This window comes from Pseudonocardia ammonioxydans (genome assembly GCF_900115005.1).
GTDB classification, from domain to species: domain Bacteria; phylum Actinomycetota; class Actinomycetes; order Mycobacteriales; family Pseudonocardiaceae; genus Pseudonocardia; species Pseudonocardia ammonioxydans.
On sequence record NZ_FOUY01000004.1, the window covers coordinates 1 to 24,529 of the forward strand.

The window sequence follows — 24,529 nt, forward strand, 5'->3', positions numbered from 1 at the left end:
CGCTCACGTGGGTGTCCTTCCCGACCGCTGTGTTGATCACTGCGGTCGATCTTGGCCCACCCATGGCTTACACACCTGCCATGACACGCCCGTGTTGGCAGAAGCCGTACAGGTTCTCCTCGTTGGTCTCGCCGCCGCCGGCCCAGGGGATGTGGTGGTCGAGTTCGCGGATAGATCTGCTGCACAGCGCGCCGCGGCAGATGACGTCCCGGGCCTTGACGTGGTCGGCGAGTCCGTCGGGTGGGCTGTAGGTGGTGCGGCCGTGATCGAGCAGGGCGCCCGACAGAGGGTCGGTGACGAGTCGTTTCCATACTCCGCCGGCGGCCAGGGCGCGGGCGGTCAGTGCCGGGATCGGGCCGTGGCCGACGATCTCGGCCGGGCGGTCGCCGCCGAGCAGGGTGTCGAGGGAGACGACCACGTGGATCAGTGGTTTGCGCCCGATCACCTCGTTCGGGTCGGGCTTGTGCTGCAGCGCTTGGGCGACGGCTTCGGCCACCATCTCTGCCGGGATCGCTGCGCCCGCCGCGCCTGTATCGGCGGGCCCGGGGCCCGCGGCGGTGCCAGTACTGGCGGCCGCGGCGGCGAGCACGCTGTCCACGGCGGTGCGCACGCTGCCCAGGTCGGTGATCGTCAGGGTGCCCTGGAGCAGTTGGTGGGCGAGGTCGAGGCGCTTCTGGGCGAGCGTGCGCGGGTCGTCCTGCCCCACGGCGCGGGCGAGGCGGTCCACGCTCTGCCAGGACGCCTCGGTCTGTTCGGCGGTGCCGCCCAGGTACAGGGAGGCCATGCCGTCCTCGCCGCGGCTGATCGACATCCGCCGGTCGGCCTTGGCCTTCTCGTGGCGGCGTTTCGCGCCTTCGGGGTCGGCCTTGGCGATCGCGCGGCGCAGCCGGTCGCGTAGCAGGCGCTGGTGTGCCTGTGCGGCACCGGGCAGTATCGCCGCCTCGACCTCGCGCGCGAGCTCGTCGGAGAGCACGCCGGTGCGCTGGGCGATGGTGGCGGCCTTGCGTTCGTCGATGCGCCCGGCCTCCCAGTCGGCGAGGGTGGCGGGCAGGACCTGGACGAACCGCAGCGCGCCGGCCAGCAGCGCGCGGGCTTCTTCGATGGACACGCCGAGCACGATCGCGAGCTGGTCGGGCAGCCACCGGCTCACCGGGGCGATCGCGCGGGGGTCGGCGCCCGGTGGCGCGGCCTTGCTGCCGGGCGGGTGTCGCGCGGCGAACACTCCGATCATCCGGGTGCGCAGTGCAGTGATCCAGCGTTCCAGCCGTTCGGCACCGTCGATCACGTCGAGCAGCTGGATGTCGCCGAGCCGGTGTGGTGCGGTGCCGGCGAGGTGGCAGTCCAGGGCGAGCGCGTACCCGACGGGACGGCCCGGGTCCACGGTGGCGATCGCTGACGGGGTGTCGGTGCACAGCACCGCGCACAGGTCGGCGGGGATGCCGTGCGGGCACGGGTCGGCGACGACCAAGGGGCCGCTGCCGGGGCTCTGCCGTGGGCTTTGCCGACACGACCACATCTTCGCTCATGTGTTCGATTTTACCGCTGTGGCGTGCGTCGTCTCCAGTACGAACTGGGGTCACCGGGCGCACGGAACCGACCGTTCGGCGTGCGGGCCGGCATCGGCCGCAGGACACCCGTCGCACCGTCCGGACCAGGGTGGCGCCCAGCGTCAGCGCCGGGCCGAACAGCGTCACCGGCGACGCCGAGCCGACGGTCGGGTACCGGTGATCGACCGTGCCGGCGGGTGCCCGCCGCCGCGCCGGAAGCCCCGGTGGAAGCCGTGTTCCGCCGGAGCTTCCGGCTGCTCACCTCACCCGAGCGCGTCGGCCGGGGTGAACTTCTCCCGATGGATCATGCGCGGCGCGAGGCGACGCCGCTTGAACGCCTTCACTCCCGCCTCCACCATCGCCGGCGGCCCGCACAACCAGCCCGACCAGCCCCGGGCCGACGCGACGTCGTCGACGAAGAGGTCGGTCGGCAGGCCCGTGCGATACCCGGTGCCGTCCGGAGCGGGTTCGTGCGACAACACCGGCACGAACGTGAAACCCGGATGCACCTCGGCGAGCTCGGCCAGCAGGTCGAGGTCGTAGAGATCCTCGGCACCGCGGACCCCGTGGTAGAGCAGCACCTCGCGCTGCGGGTGGCGGGCGAGCGCGGTGCGGACCAGGCCGAGCAGCGGGGCGAGGCCGGTGCCGCCGCCGATGAGCACCATCGGCCCGCCGTCGTCCTCCTCCGCCGCCGGGAGCACGAAGTCCCCGAGCGGCCCGGTGACCTCGATCCGGTCGCCGACGGCCAGGCCGTCGAAGAGCCACCCCTCGGTCGCGGCCCCGCCCGAGACGAGTCGCACGTGCAGCTCCAGGACCTTGTCCTCGTCGGCGGTGTTGGCCAGGGAGTACTGCCGCCGCAGGTCCGTGCCGGGCACGGTGAGCTCGATGTACTGACCCGGGTCGAAGGCGAGCGGCTCGGGCAGGCCGAGCCGGACCCGCCGCGTGTCACGGGCGATGTCGGCGACCTCGAGGACGGTGGCGGTGAGGTCGCGCAACGGATGCGTGGCCCGTCCGCCTACCGCTCCGGTGCTCTCGACGACGGCGTCCGAGCGGAGCCGGGCCTGGCAGGCCAGCGCGAGCCCGGCCGCCCGCTCGTCGTCGGTCAGGGTGTCGGCCGGCGAGCTGCGATGGTCGACCTCACCGCTGACCACCCGCAGCTTGCAGGTGCCGCACGTGCCCTGGTTGCAGGAGTTCGGCATCCAGATCCCGGCGCGCAGGAAGGCGTCGAGGACCGGCTGGTCCTCCGCACAGTCGACACTCCGGCCGCCGACGGTTGCGGTGAAGCCCACGTCAGACCTCCCAGGTGACGGGCAGGCTGGTCGGCCCGCGGAAACCCCAGCCCCAGAAGTCGACGTCCGACGAGGTGTCGCGTTCGAGGTTCGGGATGCTTTCGAACAGCTCCTCCAGGCCGATCCGCATGACGTGGTTGGCGTAGTAGATGCCGGCACACGCATGGGTGCCGGCGCCGAACGCCAGGTGCGGCAGCGGCGGGCGGTGGAAGTCGAACCGGGTGGGTGCGTCGTAGAGACCGGTGTCGTGGTTGGCCGAGCCGTAGGAGAGGATCACCGGCGTGTTCGCGGGCAGGTCGATCCCGGCCACGGTGACCGGCCCGGTGCTGATCCGGGCGGTGCCCGACCAGATCGGCGACGTCCAGCGCATCCCCTCGGACAGCGCCCGCGGGATCAGTGCCGGGTCGTCGACGACCTGCTCCATCTGGTCGGGCTCGCCGAACAACCCGACCAGCGTGGACCCCATGCCGTGCCCGGGCTCCTGCATGGCGCCGAGCAGGTAGACGTAGATGGTCGGGTAGATGTACTCGCGGTCGCGGGTCTGCCCGGGTGGCATGCCGTCGTGCAGCCAGCGTGAGATCGCGCTGGTCTCGTCGGGCTCGGCGATCCACTTGTCGATCAGCGGGTCGACCGCGGCCTGGATCTCGGCCTTGGCCTGGTCGCCCTCGACGAAGCCCTCCGGGTTGGCGAACTCGCCGTCCTCGGTCATCGCCGCGTTGGTGAAGGACCGGTTGAGCTTGGCGAACCAGTCGCGCAGCGTGTCCGAATCGACGTCGTGCAGCCCCAGCAGGTCACCCAGGGACCGGACGCTGACCGGCTCGCAGTACTGGGAGACGAGATCGGCGTGACCGTCGTTCTCGAACTGCTCCAGGTAGCGGCGGGCGATCGGGCGGACCAGGTCCTCGACGTAGCTGTCCACCTCCACCGGCTGCAACGCGGGCTCGACCATGCCCCGCAGGTCGGCGTGGATGTCACCGTTGACGCCGATGATCGCCGGGTGCCCGAACGTGCGGCCACCGGCCGGGGTGATGACGCCCTCGAAGTCCGGGCTGGTCGCGATCTCGCGGCAGATCTCGGCGTTCGACGCGACGTAGGACCCGAGGACCGGCACGTAGGCCAGCGGTGCCTCGGCACGCAGCCGCTCGTACACCTTGTAGGGGTTCCGCTCCAGCTCAGTCATCGTGATGTCGTCCAGCCACGCCAGGTCCGGCGTGGCGGGCTTCTCGCTCGTCGTCGTCATCGACGCGATCTCCTTCACTACGTCGTCCGGGAGGATCGGCGGAAACGTAGGTCGCGGACGCGGCCGGGACGACACGCTCTGCGCGGCGGCGGTACGGAATGCGCGGGAGATCGGCGGATGCGAGCCGGTCGGTTAGAATCCCGGGCATGCCCGCACGGCGTGGTGCGACGCCCCGTGACTGGGACCATGTCTCGCAGTCGGTGGCGGACGCGTACTTCCCGCACGAGCTGACGGTGTCCGGCGACGGCCGTGGTGACCCTCGGCTGACGCTGCAGACCCTCGACCTCGGCCCGGTGCTGATCGGATACGTCGGCTGGGGCGCCGACGTGCAGGTCGAGTGCGACTATCCCGGCGCGTACGAGGTGAACCTCCCGCTCACCGGCCACCTGGAGAGCCGGGGCCGGCACGGTCCGGTGACCTCGGTGACCGGGCAGGCGACCGTCTTCCGGGCCGACACCCCGTCCCTGATCAGCCACTGGGACGCCACGTGCACGGTGCTGGGCGTCAAGTTCGACCGCGACTGGCTGGACCGGGAGGCCGAGCGGACCCTCGCCGCCGAACCGGTGAGCGCCGGTGCGAACCTGCCCGAGCAGCTCACGCTGGACTCCGGTGCGGCCCGGGACTGGTCCCGGCTGGTCAGCGGGCTGACCGGGCACCTGCGTGGCCCCCGGCTGTTCGAGGACCAGCCCGTGGTGCGCGAGCAGCTCGCGAGCGCGGTCACGACCGGCTTCCTGCTCGCGAGCTGCCCGGACCCCGGTGCGCGGCCGGTGGCACGCCCGCGGGCGATCGGGCGGGTGGTCGACGCGATCCGGGACGACCCGGCCCGGGCGTGGGCCGCCGCGGACATGGCGGCGCTGGCCGGGACCAGCGTGCGTCGTCTGCAGGAAGGCTTCCGGGAGTGGGTGGGGTGCTCGCCGACCGAGCACCTCGTCGGCGTCCGGCTGCAGCGCGCCCGTGCCGACCTCGAGAACGACGGGCTGTCGGTCTCCGACGTGGCCGCGCGCTGGGGGTTCTCGAGCGCGAGCCGGTTCGCCGCGGCCTACCGCAGGCGCTACGGCTGCTCGCCGTCGGACGCGCGCCGCTGAGTTTCCGCTCCGCGGCCGGACGGATCTCCCGCCCGACCGTGTCCCTGCCCGACTGTGTCCCCGACCGACCGTGTCCCTGCCCGACTGTGTCCCCGACCGACCGTGTCCCGCGACCGCGAAGGCCGCATCGACGTACGGGATTCCTTTACGCCGGCTGCGTGTAGTCCGGATGGAAGCGCCCTGCCCGTTCGGTGTTGTCTCGATCGGACGGCCCCGGGAGGAGACGGACATGACCGACGAGACCACCGCCGCGCTGGCGGCCCTGACCCGCCGGGTCGAGACGCTGGAGGCCGAGGCCGCGATCCGCCGGTTACAGGCCCGCTACATGTTCCTCTGTGACACCCCGCTCCCGGAGCACGGTGTCGCCGACGACGCGGAGCGGATCGACCTGGTCATGGACCTCTACACCGACGACGCGATCTGGGAAGGTGTCGGCGAGTACTACGACGGACAGTTCGGGCGTGCGGAGGGAGCCGACGCGGTGCGGGCGCACTTCGTGTCGTTCTGGGGACAGAAGCGTGATCCGGCGCTGATCCTGAACGCGCACTACCTCACCTCGGAACAGATCCACGTCGACGAGGGCACCGGGGACACGGCCAGCGGGCAGTGGATCCACATGCAGCCGTGGCTGTTCTCCGACGGCACGGCCCTGCTGCGGTCGAGCCGGCTCAACAACTCCTTCCGCAAGGTCGACGGCACCTGGAAGATCTCACGGACCCGTACCGAGAACGTGTTCGTGGCACCGCTGCAGGCGGGCTGGGCGAGCGACTTCCCGTCCGCCTCGGTCCTCATGCGGCCCTGACCATGACCGCCGTCGAGCCGAATCCCGCACCCGTCGTGCACATCGTCGATGACGACGAGGACCTGCGGCACTCCCTGAAGTTCCTGCTCGCCAGCGTCGACATCCAGGCGCTCGACTATCCGGATGCGCCGACCTTCCTCGCCGAGTTCGACCCGGCCGAGCCGGCGGTGGTCATCGTCGACGTCCGCATGCCCGGGATGAGCGGATTCCAGCTCCAGGAGGAGCTGGCGGCCCGTGACTACCCGGCCCCGGTCATCTTCTGTTCGGCCCACGGTGACATCCCGATGTCGGTCCGGGCGTTGAGCCAGGGCGCGGTCGACTTCCTGGAGAAGCCCTACGAGGCACAGCGCATTCTGGAGGTCGTCCAGAAGCAGCAGGTCGACGCGCGGGAACGCTTCACCGCGCACGCTGCTCGCAGCGATGTGCAAGGCCGGCTCGAGGGCCTGACCCAGCGCGAACGCGAGGTGCTGCGGTTGGTCATCGACGGTATGGCCAGCCAGGCCGTCGCGAGCCGGCTCGGCACCAGTGTGAAGACGATCGACGTGCACCGTGCCCGGATCAAGGCCAAGACGGGCTCGGAGAGCCTCGGCGCGCTGGTGCGTGACGTTCTGTTGCACCGGGTCGAGGTCTGATCGACGTCGCTCAGGTATCGCGCAGTACCGCCTCGACCCAGCGGCCGGTCGCGAGCAGGGTGCTTTCCGCCCGTGGGAGGCCGACGAGTTGGATGCCGCGGGGAAGACCGTCGGGGCTGTTCGGCCCACGGACGGTGAGCGCCGGCATCCCCGCCGCCTGCCACGGCCGGCTGAGCAGCGGGTCGCCGGTGGCGTGCAGCCCGGCCGGCGGCGCGCCGAGCGCGGCCGGCCCGACGACGGCGTCGAACTCCGTCAGCAGTCCCGCGAGCCACCGGTACCCCTGTTCGGCGACCGAGCGGGCGGCGCGGAGCTCGGTGTCCGTGACGCCGGCGCCGTGGTGCAGCAGCTCGGCCAGCTGCACGCTCAGCTCCCCGGACCGGGCGAGCTCGGCCGACCGCTCGACGGCGGCCTCCGCCGCCATGATCACCGGGTGGGCGGCGGTGAGCTCGTCCACTCGCTCCGGGGCGGGCAGCGCCTCCACTGCGGCGCCGGCCGCGGTCAGCCGGTCGCGGACGGCGTGCAGGACCTCCTGCATCCGCGATTCCAGTGGGGCGGAGCCCGCGTCCCAGAACAGCAGCCGCGGCGCCGACGACCGGGGGGCCTCCGGCTCCCCGGTGAGCGCGGCGAACGCGAGGGCGAGGTCGTCGGCGGAGGCGGCGAACACGCCGTGGTTGTCCAGGCTCGGGCTCAGCCCGGTCACGCCGTCGACCGGGAGCCGGCCGTGGCCGAGCACCAGCGCGGCCACACCACAGAACGACGCGGGGCGGGTCACCGAACCGGCCGTCTGCGACCCGAGTGCCAGCGGTACGTGTCCCGCTGCGACGGCCGCGGCGGACCCGCTCGACGACCCGCCCGGAGTGTGGCCGGGGGCCGCGGGGTTGTCCGTCGGGCCGGGGGAGAAGTAGGCGAACTCGGTGGTCACGGTCTTGCCGACGGGAATCGCACCGGCCTCCCGCCAGGCCGTGACGATCGCCGCGTCGGCGTCGGCCGGTGGCGCACCGGCACGCAGCGCGGAGCCGCACCGGGTCGCGCTACCGGTGACGTCGATGATGTCCTTGACCCCGATCGGCACACCACCGAGCGGGCCGGTCGCCGGGCCCGGCATGAGCTCCGGGCCGGGAGGCACGACCCAGGCCTGCAGCTCGGAATCGGTGGCGGTGATCCGGCGCCGGGCCCGGTCGAGCGCCTCCGCCGGAGTGGTCGCGGCGGTGGTGAGCCCGGTGACCAGCTCGCGCAGCGGCCAGGGTCGGTACGCGGCGCTCACCGGTCGCTCCACGCGGCGTCGGCGACCCAGTAGTCCATCCCGCTCGCACTGATGCCGTGACGCCATTCGGAGGTGCGGTGCAGCGTCGGCTCGACCGTCGCGGTGACCCGGTCGGCTGCCTCGGGGCCGTCCCCGGGGACCTGCCAGTGCACCCAGTTCACCTCGCGTCCGGCGCCGTCGTGCACGAACAGGTCCACGTGCCGCCACCCGTAGCCGTGGGTGTCGTTGTAGCAGGTCAAGGTCATGCGGTGACCCTCGTCGGGATCCTGGCCCACGATCGTCCCCTCCTCAGGCGCTGATCTCGTGGAAGCGGCGCCGGAAGTACACCAGCGCCCCGCCGTCGTCGTCGGTGCGGACCTGCTCGACGTCGACGAACAGCACGGTGTGCGACCCGGCTTCGCGCCGGTGCCGCACGGTTCCGATCACGGCGGCCGCCGCACCCCGCAGGACCGGGACGCCGTAGGTGCCCAGATCCCACCGCTCGTCGGTGAACCGCTCGGCGGTCGGCACTCGCGTGGCCCCGGCGAAGTGCATCGCGAGGGCCTCGTGCTCACGGCCGAGGACGTTGAGGCAGAGCCGGCCGTTGCCCACCAGCACGTCGTGCGAACGGCTGGACCGGTTGACACAGACGAGCACGGTCGGCGGGGAGTCGGTGACCGAGCATGCGGCACTCACCGTCATCCCGGCCCGGCCACGCCGCCCGTCGGTCGTGACGACGGTGACCGCGGCCGACAGGTTGGTCATGGCGGACCGGAAATCGGACCGGGAACTGGTCTGTTCGGACACGATTGCACTCCTGGCGGTGATCGGTGGGTGCGGAGAACGTACGTCTGCGCCGCAGGCGCGTGGAATCGAGGAATCCTCCGTTTCCGCTGAGGCTTTCCCCTACGCGATCCCGGAACCGCTGGGTCCACTGTCCTTGGGGCCTGTGTCGGCGAGCGGGAGGGCGAAACCGAACCGGGAACCTCCGCCCTCGCGGGGTTCGGCCCAGATCCGTCCGTGCTGGCGGGTGATGATGCGGTAGCTCAGCGCCAGCCCGATCCCGCTGCCCTGCTCCTTCGAGGTGAAGGCTTCGGCGAACGGGTCGTGAGGCAGCCCCCGGCCGCGGTCGTCCACGGTGACGACGGCCTCGCCGCCGCGCACGCCGACGGCGATGTCGAGCCGGCGGTCGCCGGCCGGGCAGCGGGCCATCTCGTCGACCGCGTTGAAGCACAGGTTCAGCAGGACCTGGCCGGTGAGCACTCGCTCGCACCGGGCGGGTACCGGCTCCGGGGACGAGTGCTCGACCACCTCGACGCCGGGCTCGGCGGCCCGCAACCGGATGAAGTACGAGCACTCGCGGACGACCTCGCGCAGGTCGAGGATCTGCTGGGTCTGCTCGAGGTGGCCGACGAACGCCCGTACCGCGGAGACGATCTCGCTGGCCCGCTCGATCTGGCGGACGGCGCTGCCGATCCCGTACCGCAGCTGCTCCGCAGCCTCGTGCGAGAGCGTCCCGGAGGCCTCGAGCGCTCCCGAGTGCCGGGTGGAGCCGGCCAGGAAGTTGCCGGCCGCGGCGAGGGGCTGGCCGAGCTCGTGTGCGATCGCCATCGCCATGTCGCCCATCGCGGTGTAGCGCGCGAGGTAGTTCTCGCGCTGCAGCTCGCGCTCGCGCCGCACCTGCCGGTGTACCCGCCCGGACACGTCGTGCAGGATCATGAGCAGGCCGTCGTCGCCCTGGTCGGCCAGCCGTTCCAGGGTCCCTTCCAGCCAGACGGACTCGTCGCCCGCACGGGTCACCTCCAGCCCGACCTCGACCGTCGGGTCGGCGTGGGCGAGCAACGCGTCCCAGGTCACGGCCCGCCCGCCGAGGAGCAGCCTGCCGAGCCGGGCCAAATGCTCGCTGGGCTCGTCCGGTGTGATCCCGAGCAGGGCCAGCGCGGTGTCGGTGGCGAACCGCACGATCCCGTCCGCGTCGAGGGTGAGCGCGATCGTCGACGTGTAGCGGGCCAGCGCGTCGATCGACGACGTGGTGCGGCGCAGCGCCTGTTCGGTGGCCTGCTCCCGCTCGATGTCGCGGAGCTGGACCATCACCGCGGGGCCCTGGGCCAGCTCCACCCGGACGGCGAGCGCATCGGTCGGGACCACCCGCCCGGAGCGGGTGCGGTAGTGCCACTCGATCCGGCTCGTGCCCTGGTCGACCGCCTCCTGCAGCCAGGCCCGGCCGAGCACCCGGTGGTACTGCGGCGCGGTGCTGCTCATGTGGTTGGCCTTGAGCGGGCGGAGCTCGTCGACGCTCCATCCGAACAGCTCGCAGGCGGCCGGATTCGCCCACAGGATGTCCTTGGACGCCGCGTCGTGCACCAGCACGCACGTCCGGGAGGCGTTCATCAGGGCGACGAGATCCCCGGCGACGATCTCGGGTGCGTGCGGGTCCACCGACATCGGTCCAGCGTAGGACGGCCTGCTGCCGCTGCGGGCTGAAGGAAACCCCTACCCGTCGACCGGAACACCCCTATCCGGGCAGGGATGGTTCTGATTCCGGAATGCGCGCCCCCGTTCCTAGCCTCGCTCCCGTACATCGGCCACGAGGACGAGGAGGAACCAGATGCTCCGCATCGAGGAACCGGTTTCCCGGCCCCTCCCGGAGGCAGGGGAGTCCGGCGACGCCGAGGCCGCCCTCGACGACGTGCTCACCGAGCTGGCCGGGCGACGTGACGAGTTCCGCGAGCTGCGCCACGTGCCGAAGGACTTCGTCGGCCGGCTCAAGCGGACCGGGATCTATCGTGCCGCCACGCCGGCCCGGTTCGGCGGGGAGCCGCTGCCGCCCGCCGAGTTCCTGCGCCGGATCGAGCGGATCTCCGAGGTCGACGGCTCGACCGGGTGGGTCGCCAGCTTCGGCTCCGCGCTGATCTACCTCGCGGCGCTGCCCCTGGAGACCCAGGAGCGGATCTACGCCGCGGGCCCCGACATCGCGTTCGCCGGGGCACTGTTCCCGCCGCAGCGCGCCGCGGAGACCGCCCGCGGCTACCGGGTCGCCGGTCGCTGGAAGTTCGCTAGCGGGTGCATGGGTGCCGACCTGCTCGGCGTCGGCCTGCCCGGTGACGAGGAGTCGGGCGGCAAACCGCGGACCGCGGTGCTGCGGCCCGATCAGGTCGAGATCGTTCCGGAATGGGACGTCGTCGGCATGCGTGGGACGGGGTCGTTCGACCTGGTCGTCGACGGGGTCGAGGTCCCTCGCGAGTGGACGTTCGTGCGCGGTGGCGAGCCGACCGTCGACGAGCCGCTCTACCGGTACCCGACGATCGCCTACGCGGCCCAGGTGCTCGCGGTGGTCGGCGCGGGGGTCGCCCGGACCGCGCTCGACCACGCGCGGGAGATCGGTGGCGGGTACACCGGCGTCACCGGGGCGCCGAAGCTCGCCGACCGGTCGTACTACCGCACGGAGGTCGCCCGCGCCGAGGCGACGCTGCGCTCGGCCCGGGCGTGGTTCTACGAGGTCAGCGAGCAGGTCTGGACGAGGGTGCTGGCCGGTGACCCGGCCACCGATGAGCAGAACGCAGAGTTGCGCCTGGCCTCGGCCCATCTCGCGAAGACGTCCTCGGACGTGGTGGGCACGCTCGTCGAGATCTCCGGGACCGCTCCGATCGCCACCACACACCCGCTCCAGCGTCTCTCCGGCGACGCCCTGGTCCCGAAGCAGCACGCCTTCCTCGGACCGGCGATCTACGACGCGGCCGGGGCCGTCCTGATGGGACTCCCACCGACCAGCCCCGGCTTCCGCTGACCGGCGCACCGACCACCACGAGGAGATCCGCATGACCGCTCAGCCCCTCCGGGTGCTGTTCTGCATCGGCATCAACCAGAACTTCTTCGACCTGCCGACCGACGGCATCACGCACGGCCACGTCTGGCAGGCGTTCGTGTCCATGATGGATGGCATCAAGTCACTGCCCGGTGTGGAGTTCATCGGCGACATGGACGACGACTCACACATGGTCGGGCCGTCCGAGGGCTGGCCGTGGACCTGCTACCTGCTGGCTGACGTCGACACCCAGGAGACCGTCAAGGCGGCCTGCAACCTGTTCCGCACCACCCCGGTGGACGACGGCGAGGTGCGGCTGTGGCGCTTCGCCAGGATCGAGGCCCGGATGGGCCGGGCGCTCACCGTGCGCGAGGACGTGGCGATGCCGAGCGAGAAGGAGACCGCGCGATGACCCAGGACGTCGTCGGCACCGCGCCCGCCGACCTGGTCCGCACCGACCGGGTGGCCGGGCGGCTCTACACCGACCCCGAGCTGTTCGAACTCGAGATGACCCGGATCTTCGAACGCTCCTGGATCTGGGTCGCCCACGACAGCGAGTTGCCGAAGCCGGGCTCGTTCAAGTCCACCCACGTCGGCCGCCAGCCGGTCATCGTGACCCGGGACCGCAAGGGCACGGTGCGCACGCTGCTGAACCGCTGCCGGCACCGCGGGGCGAGCGTCTGCGAGAAGCCCAGCGGGCAGGTCAACGGGTTCACCTGCCCGTACCACGCGTGGTCCTACGGGCTGGACGGCTCGTTGCGCGGGGTCCCGTACCCGGACGGGTACGAGGGCGTGCTGGAGAAGCGCGACCTGTCGCTGCGCCGGCTGCGCACCGAGTCCTACGGCGGAATGATCTTCGCCACGCTGGACGAGGGTGCGGAGCCGCTCGAGGACTTCCTCGGTGACGCCCGGCTGTGGATCGACCGCTTCATGAAGCAGGGGGGTGGCTACCCGATCAAGGTGCTCGGCCGGCACCGGTTCACCTTCCGGGGGAACTGGAAGATCCAGCTGGAGAACACCACCGACGGCTACCACTTCCCGATCGTGCACCGTTCCTGGATGGCGTCGGTCGACGCCGAGACCGCGGACATGATGTCGTTCATGACCGACCCGGAGTGCACCACGCACGACCTCGGTCACGGGCACAGCGTCATGCAGATGGTGCCCGAACACTCCGACCTCGACGCCGACGACGGCTCCGAGCCCCTGCAGGCCCGCTTCGACGAGCTCGTCGCCGAACTGTCCCGCAGCATCGACCCGCCCGGGGTGCGCAAGGTCGTGCGGGCGATGCACGGCACCGGGTTCAACCTCAACCTCTTTCCCAACGTGTCGATGTCGGCGGCGTTCTTCCGGGTGCTGCGGCCGATCTCGGTCGGCGAGACCCAGATCGAGCACATCGCGATCGGCCCGGACGGCCCGCCCGAACTCGACGCCGTCAACCGCGCCCGGCTGCGGATCCACGAGCACTTCCAGGGTCCGTTCGGGTTCGGCACCCCGGACGACGCCGAGGGCTGGGACCGCGTGCAGCGCGGCGCCGGCGCCGCGCCGGAGATGCCGATCATGGTGAACCGGGGTCTCGCCCGGGAGAAGCCGAGCCCCGAGGGCTGGCCGACCGGGCACGTGACCGACGAGACCGGCATGCGGGCCGCGTACGGCCGGTGGAAGGCGATGATGGGCGATGACTGAGACCGTGACCGGCGAAACGGCGCCCGGGATCGCCCCGATCCCCACCACGGATCCGAGGGTCGCTCGGGCCGTGGACCTGGTCTGGCGCGAGGCCGAGCTGCTCGACCGGCGGGCGTACCTGGCCTGGGAGGGCCTGTACGCCGCAGACGGCACCTACGTGGTGCCGATCGATCCGGAGATCGACGAGTTCGACGACGTCCTCAACATGATCTACGACGACGCCCGGATGCGGCGGATGCGCGTGACCCGGATGACCGAGGGGTACGCGATCGCCGCGGTGGACGCGGCCCGCACGGTCCGCACGGTCTCCCGGTTCGTCCCGGAGACCGTGAGCGACACCGAGGTCGTGATCCGGTCGGCGCAGGTGCTGATCGCCTACAAGCGGGGTCGGCACGACATCTGGGCGGCGGACCTGACCCACCGGATCCGGCTCGCGGCCGACGGCCCGGCCGGTGACACCGTCGTGCAGAAGGTGGTCCGGCTGGTGGACAGCGAGTCCGCGGTCCCGGCCGCGGGGTTCCTGCTGTGAGCTCCGCACAGGTCGCGGTCGTCACCGGGGGAGCGCGTGGGCTGGGGGAGGCGATCGTCCGCCGGCTGCACGCCGACGGGTACCGGGTCGTCGTGGCCGACATCGACGGCGCCGGTGCCGACGCGCTCGCCGCGGAGCTCGACCCCTCGAGGGCAACCGCCTGCGGCGTCCGGTCGGACGTCGCCGAGCGTGCGGCACCGGCCGACCTGCTGCAGGGGGTCCTGGACGCCTTCGGCGCGGTGCACGTGCTGGTCAACAATGCCGCGCGCACCCGGGCGACACCGGTGATGGAGATCGGCCCGGACGAGCTCGACGAGGTCACGGCCGTGAACTTCGGGGGCACGTTCCGGTTCTGCCAGACCTTCGGCTCGCACCTGGCCGAGCAGGGCTACGGCCGGATCGTGAACATGGCGTCGCTGGCGGGACAGAACGGGGGTACCGCCACCGGCGCGCACTACGCCGCGTCCAAGGGCGCGGTGCTCACCGCGACGAAGGTGTTCGCCCGCGACCTCGCCTCGCGCGGGGTCACGGTCAACGCCGTCTCGCCCGGCCCGCAGGAGGGCGAGACCGTCCGTGCCGTGCTCGGCGAGGACGGCGTGGACGCGCTGCGGGCGAGCATCCCGGTCGGCCGGCTCGGCGACCCGGCGTTCGTGGCGCGGATGGTCGCGCTGCTCGCCTCACCGGACGCCGTCTCGGTGACCGGTTCGTGCTGGGACGCCAACGGCGGCCTCTACCTGCGTTGACGAGAAGGAGCATCCGATGCCGTCCACGATCGCGGTCCGGATCAGCGAGGTCACCGAGGAGGCGACCGGCATCCGCAGCCTCCGGCTGGTCGCCGAGGACGGGGCCCCGCTCGGTCCCTACGAGCCGGGTGCACACGTCGACGTCGTCGGCCCGACCGGGGTGCTGCGCCAGTACTCGCTGTGCAGCCCGCCGGAGGACCCGGCGTCGTTGCTGATCGCCGTCAAACGTGAGCCCGGCTCGCGGGGTGGTTCGGTGGCGCTGCACGAGGCCGCGGTGGGCGACGCCCTGGAGATCGGGTCACCACGCAACCTGCTCGCCGTCGCGCCGGACGCGGACCGGCACCTGCTCGTCGCGGGCGGGATCGGGATCACGCCGCTGCTCAGCATGGCCTATGCCCTGCACCGCGATGGAGCCGAGTTCTCCCTGCTCTACTTCGCGCGGTCGCGGGCCGAAGCCGCGTTCGCGGATCTGCTCGAGGAGGAGTTCGGCGACCGGGTGCACCTGCACCTCGGGCTGTCGCCGGAGGAGCAGCCGGCGGTGCTCGGGGCGTCGGGCACCGGGCTGAGCGCCCGCAGCCACGTCTACACCTGCGGGCCGGCCCCCTTCATGGACCAGGTCGGTGCGGTGCTGGGCGACGTGGTCGGCGCCGACCACGTCCACACCGAGAGCTTCGTCGCCGCCGAGATCGACACCGAGGGGGGCACCGCGTTCACCGTCGAGCTCGACAGCGGTGAGGAGTTCGAGGTCCCGGCCGACCGGTCGATCCTCTCCGTGCTGAGCGACAACGGGATCGACGTCTTCTCCTCGTGCGAGGAGGGGATCTGTGGCTCGTGCGTGTCGGGTGTTCTCGACGGGGTGCCCGACCACCGCGACAACTGCCTGTCCGTGGCCGACCGGGCGGCGAACGACCGGATGGCGCTGTGCGTCTCCCGTGCGAAGACCGCCCGACTGACGATCGAACTCTACTGACGGCCCGTTCCACTCTCCTCGGCCGCTGTGGCCGACAACGACGTCCCACCACGGCTCACCGGCAGCGACGCCGGTCGGCCTCGTCCGATTGGAGAAACGATGTCCACCTCGCTCAGCCGGCCGGGGTCCGGGACCTTGACCGACGCGGTCCAGGGCGGACGGATGAACCGTCGTGCCTGGACGGTCACCGCCATGCTGGTGGTCTTCCAGATCATCGCCTTCGCCGACAAGGCGGTCCTGGGCCTCGTCGCCGGGGAGGCCATGCCGGAGCTCGGCATCTCCGCCGTCGAGTTCGGCTTCATCGGCAGCGCGTTCTTCTTCCTCTACTCCGTGGTCTCGTTCGGCGTCGGGCTGCTGTCCCGCCGGGTCTCCGTCAGCTGGATCCTGCTCGCGATGGGCGTGTTCTGGGCGGTGATGCAGTTCCCGATGCTGCTCGGTGGCGGTGCAGCGGTGCTGCTGGTCACCCGCATCCTGCTCGGTGGCGCGGAGGGCCCGGCGACGGCGATGTCGCTCGCCTCGGTGCACGGCTGGTTCGCCCCGCAGGACCGGGCGTTGCCCAGCAACCTGGTCGCCGCCGGCTCGGCTCTCGGGCCGGTCATCGCCGCGCCGGCGCTGGCCTGGGTGATCGTCGCCTTCGGCTGGCGATGGGCGTTCGGGGTGCTCGGCATCGTCGGGATCGTCTGGGCGCTGGTCTGGTTGCTGGTCGGGTCGGACGGGCCGTTCTCGGTTCGCCGGGCCCGCCCGGAGGAGCCCGCTGCGACGGCCCCGGAGGACGAGGCAGCCGCGTCCGGTTTCGACGGTCAGCGTGTGGTGCCGGTGCGTGCCCTGCTGCTGAGCGGGTCGTTCGCCGCCGCGGTGCTCGGCGGGTTCGGCAACTTCTGGACCCAGGGCTTCCTCACGACCTGGTCACCGCAGTACCTGACCGGGGTCATCGGGCTGACGCTTGCCGAGGTCGGCATCGTCTCCACACTGCCGTGGCTGTTCGGGGCAGGACTGCTGCTCGGGCTGGGGGTGCTGGGCCGGTCCCTGATGCGTCGCGGGGCGAGCGTGCGCGCCGCGATCGCGGTCCCGTTCGGTGCCGCATCCGTGATCGCCGGTGCCGCGTTCCTGCTGTTGCCCGCCACGGGTGGCGCGCTCGCCGTCGTCCTGCTCACCGTCGCTGCCGGGTGCGCCATCATCTACCCGATGCTGCCCAGCGCGCTGGCCTACACGGTCGCGCCGGCCCAGCGTGGTCTGGTGATGGCGGTCCTGGGTGGGGTCGCCTCCATCGGGGCGATCTGTTCGCCGTTCGTCATCGGCCTGCTGATGGACGCCGCCGGATACCGCGCGCCCGAAGCCGGAGAGCAGCGGAATCCGGACGCGATCGCGTCCATGGCAGCAGGTCTGCACCACGGCTTCGCCCTGACCGGTGCGGTGCTGCTCGTGGCCAGTGTGGTGGCGCTGATGTTCCTGCGTCCCGACCGGACGGGGACCCGGCTCCAGCAGCGCTACGCCTCCGCCGGACCGGCCTGACCGGCTCCGCTGGAGCCGTGCGGCGAGGCCGTCGAGCAGGCAGCCCAGGCCGAACTCGAAGCGCCGGTCGCAGGCGGCGTCGATGTCCCTGCCGCCGCCCCGCTCCGGCACCGCGCCGGGCCGGGCGTAGCGCTCCGCGGCGTGGTGCCGGCCCTGCTGGCCGACGACCGCGCCGACGACGTGGTCGTGCAGGGCCGCGAGCACGTCGTCCGGGGAGGGGAAGCCCGCGCGTCCGGCCACCGCGAGCAGCGCGTCCGCGGCCGCGACGGCGTGCGGACCGGTGTTGGGCAGCCGCCCGAGCAGCCCGACGGCCCAGGGGTGTGCCAGCAGCACCGAGCGCAGCCGGTGTGCACGGGCCGCGAGGTCGTCGCGCCAGTCCGGTGCCGGCGACCCGGTGCCGCTGTCGCCCACGAGGTCGCCCAGGACGGCGTCGAGGGCGAGTTCGAGCAGCTGGTCCCGGCCGGCGACGTGCCAGTACAGCGCGCCGACCGTCACACCGAGCTCCGTGGCGACCCGGCGCATGGTGACGCCCTCCAGCCCGTGGGCGTCCAGCAGCGCGACGGTCGGCGCGACCAGTGGGGACAGGACGCGGCCGACCCGCCGGCCGTGTTCGTGCACGGCGTGCTGAGCTGGGGCGACGACCCGCTCTACGGGTTCGGCAACCAACGGCCGCTGGCGGAGCGGCACCGGCTGCGGCTGCTCGACCGGCGCGGGCACGGGCGCAGCCCGGACTGCGCCGGCACCCACGGGACCGACTACGAGCAGGACGCCGCGGACGTCGTCGAGGCGCTCGGCACGGGCGCGCACCTGGTCGGGCACTCCTACGCGCGGTCGGGGCGATGCCGGCCGCCGCGGCCCGTCCCGACCTGGTGCGGTCGCTGTGCCTGATCCAGCCCGGCTGCCTGCGCGTGGCCGAGGACGACCCCGTCGTCGCCGAGGTGCTGCGCCGCAACCGGCCTCGACGGCATCGCTGCCCGCCGACCTGTCCGCCGGGGACTTCCTGCGCCTCGCGACCGAGGCGGTCGGCATGCCCGTTCCCGATCCGACGCCGTGGCGGCTGCGCGCGGCCGCGTCCGCGATGACCGAGCGGCCCTGCTGGGACGCGGACGTGCCGGTGGCCGCCCTCGCCGCCGCACCCTGGCCGATCCTGGTCGTCGTCGGCGACTGGGCGGGAGCGCCGGAGGACTACCGCCGCCACGCGGGGGAGCCGCTCACCGTCACCGCTCGCGCGGTCGCGCGCCGGACCGGGGGCCGGTTGCAGGTCGTGCCGGGTTACTACCCGCAGACCCAGCAGGCCGACCTGGTGAACGACGCGCTGGCGGCGTTGTGGGCCGCTGCGGGGCTGTGAGTGGTGCGCCTCACAGGGCGGGCAGCTGCTGCGCGAGCCCGACCAGACCGGCGAGAGGATCGCCCGCCTCCGCGACGTGCCCGGGCGCGGTGCGCACGGTCCAGCGGTCCGGGCGCAGGTCCGGGTCGTCGAGGTCGTCCCAGGTCACCGGCACCGAGACCGGCGCGTGCGGTGCGGGCCGGGGGCTGAACGGCGCGACCAGGGTCTTGTTGATCGCGTTCTGCGTGTAGTCGAGCCGGGCCAGGCCGCGGCGCTTGTCGGTGTGCCACTCCCACGACACCAGCTCGGGCGTGATGCGCCCGACGGCGCGGGACAGCCGCTCCACCCACGCCCGGGTCTCGTCGAAGGTGTAGCCGGCTGCGATCGGCACCCAGATCTGCACCCCCCGCTGCCCGGTGACCTTGGGCGCCGCCTCGAGCTCCAGGTGCTGCAGGGCGGTGCGGTAGAGCCGGGCCAGGACCAGCACGTCGTCGAACCCGGTCCGGGCGCCGGGGTCGATGTCGATCAGGGCCCAGGTCGGCTCGTGCACCTGCGGGAGCCGGGAGGTCCAGGGGTGCAGCTCGACCGCGCCGTAGTTGGCCGCCCAGACCAGGGCCGCGACGTGGTCGAGCACCGCGTAGCACTGGGTCTCCTCCGGGTCGGCGTCGACGTCGTGCCAGCGCCGGACCCAGTCGGGGGCGTGGCCGGGCACCTCCTTCTGCCAGAACCCGGGACGGTCCACGCCGTCCGGGTAGCGGTGCAGGTTGACCGGGCGTCCGGCGAGGTACGGCAGCAGGTACGGCGCCATCCTCGCCTGGTAGCGCACGAGGTCGCGCTTCGTCGTGGGCGGCTCGTCGGCGGTGCCCGGGAACAGCACCTTGTCCAGGTTGGTCAGTGCCACGTCGTGACCGCCGACGGTCCAGGTCCCCTTGGCCCCCAGGGCGTCCAGCGCGGCCAGCTCCTCCTCGGCGACGGGGGCGCCCGCCGAGTCCGCCCGCGGCCCGAGCGGGACCTCGGCGTGCCGGGCCGGAGCCTGCCCCTGCCACATCGCCGCCGGCGCCGCGGCGACCTCGTCGGTGGTGCGGTCGCTGAGCACCGAGCGCGGATGGTCCTCCGCGTCCCACCCCGGCGCGGCGTAGTCGTCGTGCTTGTGGACCAGCAACCACTGCTCCGTGCCCGTGCCGCCGCGGGACCCGGAGCCGCGGCGGACCAGCGCGAACCGGCCGGCCAGCTTCTCGCCGTGCACGTCGAAGTGCAGCTCACCGCGCCCGAGCGCCTCGGCCGGGTCGGTGCCGTCGGCGGGTGTCCACGTCCCGCGGTCCCAGACGATCACCGAGCCGCCGCCGTACCGGCCGGACGGGATCACGCCCTCGAACCCGGCGTAGTCCATCGGGTGGTCCTCGACCCGCACGGCCGTCCGGCGCACGTCGGGGTCGAGCGTCGGCCCCCGCGGCACGGCCCAGCTCGCCAGGGCGCCGTCCACCTCGAGACGCAGGTCGTAGTGCAGCCGGCTCGCCCGGTGCCGCTGCACCACGAACACCGGCGGACCGGGACCGGCGGAGCCACCGGCCGGCTCCGGGGTGGCCGTGAGGTCGCGGGTGGCGTGGTACCGCGCCAGCCGCTCGTCCGGTGCCGGTGCCGGTGCCTCGGCCCCGGCACCGAGCCGGACCTCGTCGGGGGCCCGGTCGGGCCGCAGCCCGCGCCAGGCCGCGTGCCGCAGCCGCCCCTCCGTGGTCAGCCTGCGGTACTCGACCTCGCCGACCAGCCGGGGATCGACCCAGCGGGCCCGCCGCGCGTGCTCGCGCGGGACGGTCTCGTCGAACGGGCTGTCCGGGCGGCGCAGCGGCTCCAGCCGCTCGAGCATGTCGCGCAGCATCGTGTCGGTGAACCCGGTGCCGACGTGCCCCAGAAAGCGCAGCCCGCCCTGCTCGTCGTAGGCCCCGAGCAGCAGCGAGCCCACCGTCGAGCTGCGCCGGCCCGAGCCGGGGCTCCACCCACCGACCAGCACCTCCTGGGTGCGCAGCAGAGCCGTCTTGGTCCAGGCCGCGGAGCGCCGGCCCGGTTCGTAACGGGCGTCGCGGCGTTTGGCCACGATCCCCTCGAGACCGTTCTCCCCGGCCACCTGCAGCAGCTGCGGGGCGGGGACGTCCGTGAACGCCGCCGGGACCGAGACCCGCGGCCACCGGTCCACACCGGACGCCGCCAGGCGCTCGCGGCGGGTGTCGTAGGAGCGGCCGGTCAGATCGTCGTCGCCGTCGACGAGCAGGTCGAACACGAGGAAGGAGACCGGGACCTGCTCGAGCAGCCGCTCGCCCGGCGCGGTGACGTGCATGCGTTGCTGGAGCAACCCGAAATCGGGCCGGCCGGCGGCGTCCGAGGCGATGATCTCGCCGTCGAGCAGCAGCGGCCGGTCACCGTGCAGCCCGCCCGCGAGGTCCGGATAGGACGTCGTGACGTCGTTGCCGTTGCGGGAGGTGATCCGCACGTCGTCACCGTCCACCGCGACGACCGCGCGGATGCCGTCCCACTTGAACTCGAAGGCCCACCCCGCACCGGCCGGTGGCCGGCCGGCCACGGCGAGCATCGGCGACACCGGGCCGGGCAGGCCGGCCGTCCCGCCCCTCAGGACGCCCGGCGCACCGCGTCGGCCAGCTCGTCGCGGTTCATCGAGGAGCGCCCGCGGACGTCGAGGTCGCGGGCCATCCGCTGCAGCTCGGCCTTGGTCGCCGAACCCGGGTCGGTGCCGGCTCCGTCGTCCGCGGTGTGGGCACCGTTCGCGTTGTGGTGGCGACCGGCGGCCGACGAGCGTGCGCTCCGGGAGCGGCCGTCGTTCTTCCGCCCGCCGTCGCGGGCGGCGTCGACGCTGCGCTGCAACGCCTCCAGCAGGTCCGACATCTCCGTCGGCTCGGGCGGTGCGGCCTCGGCCACGACCTCCCGGCCGCGGCGCTTGTCCTCGATCAGTTGCTCGACCCGGTCGCGGTACGAGTCGTGGTACTGCTCGGGCTCCCACGGCACGCTCATCGACTCGATCAGCCGGGTCGCCATGTCGAGCTCGCGGTCGTCGCGGGTACCGCGGCGCGGCTCGGGCAGGTGTTCTAGCTCGGCGCGCGGATCGCGGACCTCGTCGGCGAAGTGCAGGGTCTCCAGGGCGAGGACGTCGCGGTCCGGCCGGATCGCGGCCAGGTACTCCTTGCCGCGCATCACGAACGTCCCGATCCCGGCCCGGTTCGTCCCGGTCATCGCGGCCAGCAGCAACGCGTACGGGCCGGCGTCGCCGTCGCCGGTCGGTGCCAGCCAGTAGGTGCGCCCGAAGTACAGCGGGTCGATCTCGGCCAGGTCGACGAAGTCGGAGATCTCCAGGCTCTGCGAGCGACCCGGGGCGATCTCGTCGAGCTCCGCGGGGTCGACGACGACGTGCTCGCCCCCGCCGACGTCGGCGCCCTTCACGATCTCGTCGCGGTCCACCTGCTCGCCGGTGCGCTCGTTCACCCGCTGGTTGCGCACCCGGTCCGAGGTCCCCCGCTGGAACTGGTGGAAGTGCACCGTGTGGTCCTGTGTCGCGGTGAACAGCCCCACCGGGATCGACACCAGCCCGAACGTGATCGCTCCCGTCCAGATCGCCCTGGCCACGGTCCGCCTCCTCGTCGTCGTCCGTACCGGCGTCGGCTACCCCGATCCGCGGTGCGTCATGCCCCGCGGGGGCCGCGGTGCCGTCCGGTCGTGCGGCACGGTCCTCGACGCCGGCCGGGCCGTGCGGGGCCGCGCCGGAGCCCGCCACGGGGTACAACAGGGGACGATCGGTCCAGCGGCGTCGACGAGGAGTGATGATGCGCCGGCACGGTGTCGCCAGCTCTGCGCGGGGGCTGGTCCCCTTCGGCCACCTCGGGTGGGTCTACGACGATCGCGCCGATCTCGGCGTGCAGGCGCACGGGTACCTGTCCGACGGGCTGGCGCTGGGGCAGTGGGTCGAGTACGTCGGCGACGGTGACCGTGCCGCGCTGCGGGCGGACCTGGCGGCCTGGGGCCTGGAGCCCGAACGCGCCGCACGCGTCACGGTGACCCCGGTGTGGGAGTTCTACGAGTTCCTCGACGACGGCATGACCGTGGACGCCGTGGCCTCGGTCGACACCCGGGTCCGGGCCACCGAGCACGCGCTGGAGGCGGGCTACAGCGGGTTCCGCGCCGTCGTCGACGCCGGTGCGGTGAGCCGGACTCCGCGGCAGCGGGCCGCGTTCGCCGAGTTCGAGCTCCTCATCGACCGGAAGATGGCCGTGCTGCCGGTCTCGGCACTGTGTGCGTTCGACCGGGACGCCGCCGGGGCCGGGGCCGACGAGCTGGCGTGCCTGCACCCGTGGACCGGGCCCGGCATCGGCGGGTTCCGGCTGTTCGCGGGTACCGATCCGGCGACCGTGATGCTCGCCGGGACGGTCGGTGCCGAGGAGCGGGAGCGGTGGTCCACGGTGCTGGCGCGGGCGTGGCCGTGGGCGCCGCAGGGTCCGGTGACCGTCGACGCCGGCCGGCTGGAGGTGCGCGAGCCGCAGGTGCTGGCCGACCTCGACGCCTACGTCGGTCACGCCGGCCGGCCGGGCCCGACGCGGTTGCGCCTGGACCCGGGCGCACCGGTGACCGGGTGGGCGCGTGGTGCCCTGACACACGTCGAGGTGATCACCGCGGACGGCGGCGCACCACCGGCCTCGGCCACCGCCGCCGGAAACGGGTCCATGATGGACGGTCCCGGGCTGGCGCGGCGGCTGCACCACCGGGAACGGCAGCTCGCGAGCCTGCCGGCGATCGAGCAGGCCAAGGGCGTGCTGGTCGCGATGCTGGGTGTCGACGACGACGAGGCGTTCGCGCTGCTGGTCTCGGTCTCCCAGGACACCAACGTCAAGCTGCGCGAGGTGGCGCGCGAGCTGGTCGCCGAGCTCGCCGGTGCGGCGGACGGACCGGCCCGGCGCCTCGTGCTCGACGCCGTCGCCCGGACCCGGGGCCGGCTCGGGGGCCGCACGGACCGGTGAGCCGGTCTCCGGCGCGCTGCGGGCCGCCGGTGGGCCGGTGGGATCGTCGTACCCGGCCGGGCCCTACGGAGGCGGCAGGCCGGTGCGGGCGCGCCCGGGAGCGCTCCCGGCCGAGGCCCGGGCCGGTTGACACACCAGCCGACCCGGGCCGCCCCGATGCGTGCCGGGGCGGACCGGGAGCTGCGGACGGTGTCAGCCGCCCATGCCCGGGAACGCCGGCATGGCGGGCAGCGCCGGCTGCGCCGCGAACAGGTCGAGGTACATCCCGCCGGAGACGAGCAGCCCGAGCACCCCGAGCACGACGCCGCCGAGGGCGACCGGCCGGGCCCACGCGGGTGCACCGGGCTTGCGCGCCGCACCGAGCATCAGCACGGCGCCGACGACGACGGCGATCAGCGCGACCACGCCGTTGACCATGGCCGCGGTGTGCCACGGGGCGCCGTAGAAGGACTGGATCTGGTCACCGGGCATCCCGGTGGCGGCCTCGATCTGGCCGATCAGCTGCTGGCGGTCGCGCAGCATGTCGGTGAGCGAGGTGCCGGTGAGCGAGGCCAGGCCGAGCCCGGCGCTGACGACGGCGCCGCCGCCGGCCAGCGCGCCGGTCGAGGGGCGGGCGGCCTGTCCGGCCGCGGCCGCACGGTCGCCGGTGCCCTGCTCGCTCGCGACCGTGCCGGCGGTGTCCCGGTCGGCGGTCGTGCCGGTGCCCGACGCGTCGGTGGCAGCCGAGTCCGTGGTGGCGGGGGCGGTGGTGGCCGGGTCGGTCGACCCGGTGGAGTCAGCGGAGTCGGTGCTGTCGGTGGCGGCTGTCGACCCGGTGGTCGCGGTCCCCGTCTCGGTGCCGGCTGTCCCGGTGGTGGCTGTCTCGGTGGTGGCTGTACCAGCGGTGGCCGTCGTGGTCGAACCCGTGTCCGTGCGACCGTCGCCGGCCGCCTCCGTCCCGTCCGGGGTGGTGTCCGTCTCTCGGGTCGTCTCGGTAGCCATGGCCGCACCGTACGTCAGTTGATCCGCGTCACCTCGGGCCCCCTACCTGGGCGAACGTCCGGACATCCGGCGGGTTCCGGGCATCGCGGGACATCGGCGCCGGACGTGACCCCACCTGGGCGT

22 protein-coding genes and 1 pseudogene are annotated in these 24,529 nt (G+C 73.1%); 12 read left to right on the forward strand and 11 right to left on the reverse strand.

What is annotated here, in order from left to right; all coding sequences use genetic code 11:
* Nucleotides 1-67: 67 nt before the first annotated feature.
* The 3 genes from BM093_RS05480 to BM093_RS05490 all read right to left on the reverse strand — a co-directional run bounded on the left by BM093_RS05480 (nucleotide 68) and on the right by BM093_RS05490 (nucleotide 4,076).
* Entirely contained in the window at nucleotides 68-1,468 is a 1,401-nt protein-coding gene (locus BM093_RS05480; RefSeq protein ID WP_177238285.1) for an HNH endonuclease, read from the reverse strand.
* A 342-nt stretch (nucleotides 1,469-1,810) separates the two neighbouring features.
* A complete protein-coding gene (locus BM093_RS05485) occupies nucleotides 1,811-2,836 on the reverse strand; it encodes a 2Fe-2S iron-sulfur cluster-binding protein (RefSeq protein ID WP_093338185.1) in 1,026 nt (341 codons plus the stop codon).
* Nucleotide 2,837: 1 nt separating this feature from the next.
* Nucleotides 2,838-4,076 (reverse strand): cytochrome P450, encoded by a 1,239-nt coding sequence (locus tag BM093_RS05490; RefSeq protein ID WP_093338652.1) that lies wholly within the window; start codon nucleotides 4,074-4,076, stop codon nucleotides 2,838-2,840.
* A 146-nt stretch (nucleotides 4,077-4,222) separates the two neighbouring features.
* Between BM093_RS05490 and BM093_RS37840 the strand changes: the two genes are divergently transcribed.
* From BM093_RS37840 to BM093_RS05505, 3 genes are all read left to right on the forward strand, one after another.
* Entirely contained in the window at nucleotides 4,223-5,161 is a 939-nt protein-coding gene (locus BM093_RS37840; protein WP_093338188.1) for an AraC family transcriptional regulator, read from the forward strand.
* Between the two features lie 229 nt (nucleotides 5,162-5,390).
* A complete protein-coding gene (locus BM093_RS05500) occupies nucleotides 5,391-5,963 on the forward strand; it encodes a nuclear transport factor 2 family protein (protein WP_093338190.1) in 573 nt (190 codons plus the stop codon).
* 2 nt (nucleotides 5,964-5,965) lie between these two features.
* The gene (locus tag BM093_RS05505; RefSeq protein WP_093338193.1) at nucleotides 5,966-6,595 is read left to right on the forward strand and encodes a response regulator transcription factor; all 630 of its coding nucleotides are present in this window, start codon (nucleotides 5,966-5,968) and stop codon (nucleotides 6,593-6,595) included.
* A 10-nt stretch (nucleotides 6,596-6,605) separates the two neighbouring features.
* Here BM093_RS05505 and BM093_RS05510 read toward each other — a convergent pair whose 3' ends face one another.
* The 4 genes from BM093_RS05510 to BM093_RS05525 all read right to left on the reverse strand — a co-directional run bounded on the left by BM093_RS05510 (nucleotide 6,606) and on the right by BM093_RS05525 (nucleotide 10,283).
* Nucleotides 6,606-7,859 (reverse strand): amidase family protein, encoded by a 1,254-nt coding sequence (locus BM093_RS05510; protein WP_245773322.1) that lies wholly within the window; start codon nucleotides 7,857-7,859, stop codon nucleotides 6,606-6,608.
* Nucleotides 7,856-8,104 carry a hypothetical protein gene (locus tag BM093_RS05515; RefSeq protein ID WP_093338654.1) on the reverse strand — a complete coding sequence of 83 codons (249 nt, stop codon included), beginning with the start codon at nucleotides 8,102-8,104 and terminating at the stop codon, nucleotides 7,856-7,858. Before BM093_RS05515 ends, BM093_RS05510 begins: the two co-directional genes overlap by 4 nt.
* Nucleotides 8,105-8,147: 43 nt before the next feature.
* Nucleotides 8,148-8,645 carry a flavin reductase gene (locus BM093_RS05520; RefSeq protein WP_245773323.1) on the reverse strand — a complete coding sequence of 166 codons (498 nt, stop codon included), beginning with the start codon at nucleotides 8,643-8,645 and terminating at the stop codon, nucleotides 8,148-8,150.
* A 99-nt stretch (nucleotides 8,646-8,744) separates the two neighbouring features.
* Nucleotides 8,745-10,283, reverse strand: a complete 1,539-nt coding sequence (locus BM093_RS05525; protein ID WP_093338198.1) for a PAS domain-containing sensor histidine kinase — start codon at nucleotides 10,281-10,283, stop codon at nucleotides 8,745-8,747.
* A gap of 163 nt (nucleotides 10,284-10,446) precedes the next feature.
* Between BM093_RS05525 and BM093_RS05530 the strand changes: the two genes are divergently transcribed.
* The 7 genes from BM093_RS05530 to BM093_RS05560 all read left to right on the forward strand — a co-directional run bounded on the left by BM093_RS05530 (nucleotide 10,447) and on the right by BM093_RS05560 (nucleotide 17,083).
* Nucleotides 10,447-11,625 (forward strand): acyl-CoA dehydrogenase family protein, encoded by a 1,179-nt coding sequence (locus tag BM093_RS05530; RefSeq protein WP_093338200.1) that lies wholly within the window; start codon nucleotides 10,447-10,449, stop codon nucleotides 11,623-11,625.
* Nucleotides 11,626-11,656: 31 nt separating this feature from the next.
* Nucleotides 11,657-12,055: a hypothetical protein gene (locus BM093_RS05535; protein WP_093338203.1), complete on the forward strand. Its 399-nt coding sequence runs from the start codon at nucleotides 11,657-11,659 to the stop codon at nucleotides 12,053-12,055.
* A complete protein-coding gene (locus BM093_RS05540; protein ID WP_093338205.1) occupies nucleotides 12,052-13,329 on the forward strand; it encodes an aromatic ring-hydroxylating oxygenase subunit alpha in 1,278 nt (425 codons plus the stop codon). The genes BM093_RS05535 and BM093_RS05540 overlap by 4 nt, the downstream gene beginning before the upstream one ends.
* The gene (locus BM093_RS05545; protein ID WP_093338208.1) at nucleotides 13,322-13,858 is read left to right on the forward strand and encodes an aromatic-ring-hydroxylating dioxygenase subunit beta; all 537 of its coding nucleotides are present in this window, start codon (nucleotides 13,322-13,324) and stop codon (nucleotides 13,856-13,858) included. The genes BM093_RS05540 and BM093_RS05545 overlap by 8 nt, the downstream gene beginning before the upstream one ends.
* A complete protein-coding gene (locus tag BM093_RS05550; protein WP_093338211.1) occupies nucleotides 13,855-14,601 on the forward strand; it encodes an SDR family NAD(P)-dependent oxidoreductase in 747 nt (248 codons plus the stop codon). Before BM093_RS05545 ends, BM093_RS05550 begins: the two co-directional genes overlap by 4 nt.
* A 16-nt stretch (nucleotides 14,602-14,617) precedes the next feature.
* A complete protein-coding gene (locus BM093_RS05555) occupies nucleotides 14,618-15,571 on the forward strand; it encodes a 2Fe-2S iron-sulfur cluster-binding protein (protein ID WP_093338214.1) in 954 nt (317 codons plus the stop codon).
* 99 nt (nucleotides 15,572-15,670) lie between these two features.
* Nucleotides 15,671-17,083, forward strand: coding sequence for an MFS transporter (locus tag BM093_RS05560; protein WP_218162675.1), 1,413 nt, complete (start codon nucleotides 15,671-15,673; stop codon nucleotides 17,081-17,083).
* Between the two features lie 162 nt (nucleotides 17,084-17,245).
* Here BM093_RS05560 and BM093_RS38320 read toward each other — a convergent pair.
* Nucleotides 17,246-18,112, reverse strand: a pseudogene (locus BM093_RS38320) (TetR/AcrR family transcriptional regulator); the annotation flags it as partial.
* Here BM093_RS38320 and BM093_RS36545 point away from each other — a divergent pair.
* Nucleotides 18,111-18,431, forward strand: coding sequence for a hypothetical protein (locus BM093_RS36545; RefSeq protein ID WP_218162676.1), 321 nt, complete (start codon nucleotides 18,111-18,113; stop codon nucleotides 18,429-18,431). The pseudogene BM093_RS38320 and the gene BM093_RS36545 sit on opposite strands and share 2 nt — an antisense overlap.
* 10 nt (nucleotides 18,432-18,441) lie before the next feature.
* Here BM093_RS36545 and ligD read toward each other — a convergent pair whose 3' ends face one another.
* Complete coding sequence (gene ligD, locus BM093_RS37065; RefSeq protein WP_245773325.1) at nucleotides 18,442-20,994, reverse strand: non-homologous end-joining DNA ligase; 2,553 nt, start codon at nucleotides 20,992-20,994, stop codon at nucleotides 18,442-18,444.
* A 38-nt stretch (nucleotides 20,995-21,032) separates the two neighbouring features.
* Nucleotides 21,033-22,040: a non-homologous end joining protein Ku gene (ku, locus tag BM093_RS05585; RefSeq protein WP_093338217.1), complete on the reverse strand. Its 1,008-nt coding sequence runs from the start codon at nucleotides 22,038-22,040 to the stop codon at nucleotides 21,033-21,035.
* Nucleotides 22,041-22,237: 197 nt separating this feature from the next.
* On the opposite strand from ku, the gene BM093_RS37070 reads away from it, so the two are divergent.
* The gene (locus tag BM093_RS37070; protein ID WP_245773326.1) at nucleotides 22,238-23,425 is read left to right on the forward strand and encodes an MEDS domain-containing protein; all 1,188 of its coding nucleotides are present in this window, start codon (nucleotides 22,238-22,240) and stop codon (nucleotides 23,423-23,425) included.
* Between the two features lie 192 nt (nucleotides 23,426-23,617).
* On the opposite strand, the gene BM093_RS05595 is transcribed toward BM093_RS37070, so the two are convergent.
* On the reverse strand, nucleotides 23,618-24,406 hold the full coding sequence (locus BM093_RS05595) for a hypothetical protein (RefSeq protein ID WP_143105268.1): 789 nt from the start codon (nucleotides 24,404-24,406) through the stop codon (nucleotides 23,618-23,620).
* Nucleotides 24,407-24,529 lie beyond the last annotated feature (123 nt).

Excerpts from the sequence above, each read along its gene's own strand:
- BM093_RS05505 (WP_093338193.1), top strand. The coding sequence starts at position 5,966 with ATGACCGCCGTCGAGCCGAATCCCGCACCCGTCGTGCACATCGTCGAT.
- BM093_RS36545 (WP_218162676.1), top strand. The coding sequence starts at position 18,111 with ATGCCCGTTCCCGATCCGACGCCGTGGCGGCTGCGCGCGGCCGCGTCC.
- ligD (WP_245773325.1), bottom strand. The coding sequence starts at position 20,994 with ATGCTCGCCGTGGCCGGCCGGCCACCGGCCGGTGCGGGGTGGGCCTTC.
- BM093_RS05595 (WP_143105268.1), bottom strand. The coding sequence starts at position 24,406 with ATGGCTACCGAGACGACCCGAGAGACGGACACCACCCCGGACGGGACG.
- BM093_RS05525 (WP_093338198.1), bottom strand. The coding sequence starts at position 10,283 with ATGTCGGTGGACCCGCACGCACCCGAGATCGTCGCCGGGGATCTCGTC.
- BM093_RS05515 (WP_093338654.1), bottom strand. The coding sequence starts at position 8,104 with ATGACCTTGACCTGCTACAACGACACCCACGGCTACGGGTGGCGGCAC.
- BM093_RS05535 (WP_093338203.1), top strand. The coding sequence starts at position 11,657 with ATGACCGCTCAGCCCCTCCGGGTGCTGTTCTGCATCGGCATCAACCAG.
- BM093_RS05555 (WP_093338214.1), top strand. The coding sequence starts at position 14,618 with ATGCCGTCCACGATCGCGGTCCGGATCAGCGAGGTCACCGAGGAGGCG.
- BM093_RS05540 (WP_093338205.1), top strand. The coding sequence starts at position 12,052 with ATGACCCAGGACGTCGTCGGCACCGCGCCCGCCGACCTGGTCCGCACC.
- BM093_RS05545 (WP_093338208.1), top strand. The coding sequence starts at position 13,322 with ATGACTGAGACCGTGACCGGCGAAACGGCGCCCGGGATCGCCCCGATC.
- BM093_RS05500 (WP_093338190.1), top strand. The coding sequence starts at position 5,391 with ATGACCGACGAGACCACCGCCGCGCTGGCGGCCCTGACCCGCCGGGTC.
- BM093_RS05560 (WP_218162675.1), top strand. The coding sequence starts at position 15,671 with ATGTCCACCTCGCTCAGCCGGCCGGGGTCCGGGACCTTGACCGACGCG.
- BM093_RS05530 (WP_093338200.1), top strand. The coding sequence starts at position 10,447 with ATGCTCCGCATCGAGGAACCGGTTTCCCGGCCCCTCCCGGAGGCAGGG.
- BM093_RS05490 (WP_093338652.1), bottom strand. The coding sequence starts at position 4,076 with ATGACGACGACGAGCGAGAAGCCCGCCACGCCGGACCTGGCGTGGCTG.
- BM093_RS37070 (WP_245773326.1), top strand. The coding sequence starts at position 22,238 with ATGCGCCGGCACGGTGTCGCCAGCTCTGCGCGGGGGCTGGTCCCCTTC.
- BM093_RS37840 (WP_093338188.1), top strand. The coding sequence starts at position 4,223 with ATGCCCGCACGGCGTGGTGCGACGCCCCGTGACTGGGACCATGTCTCG.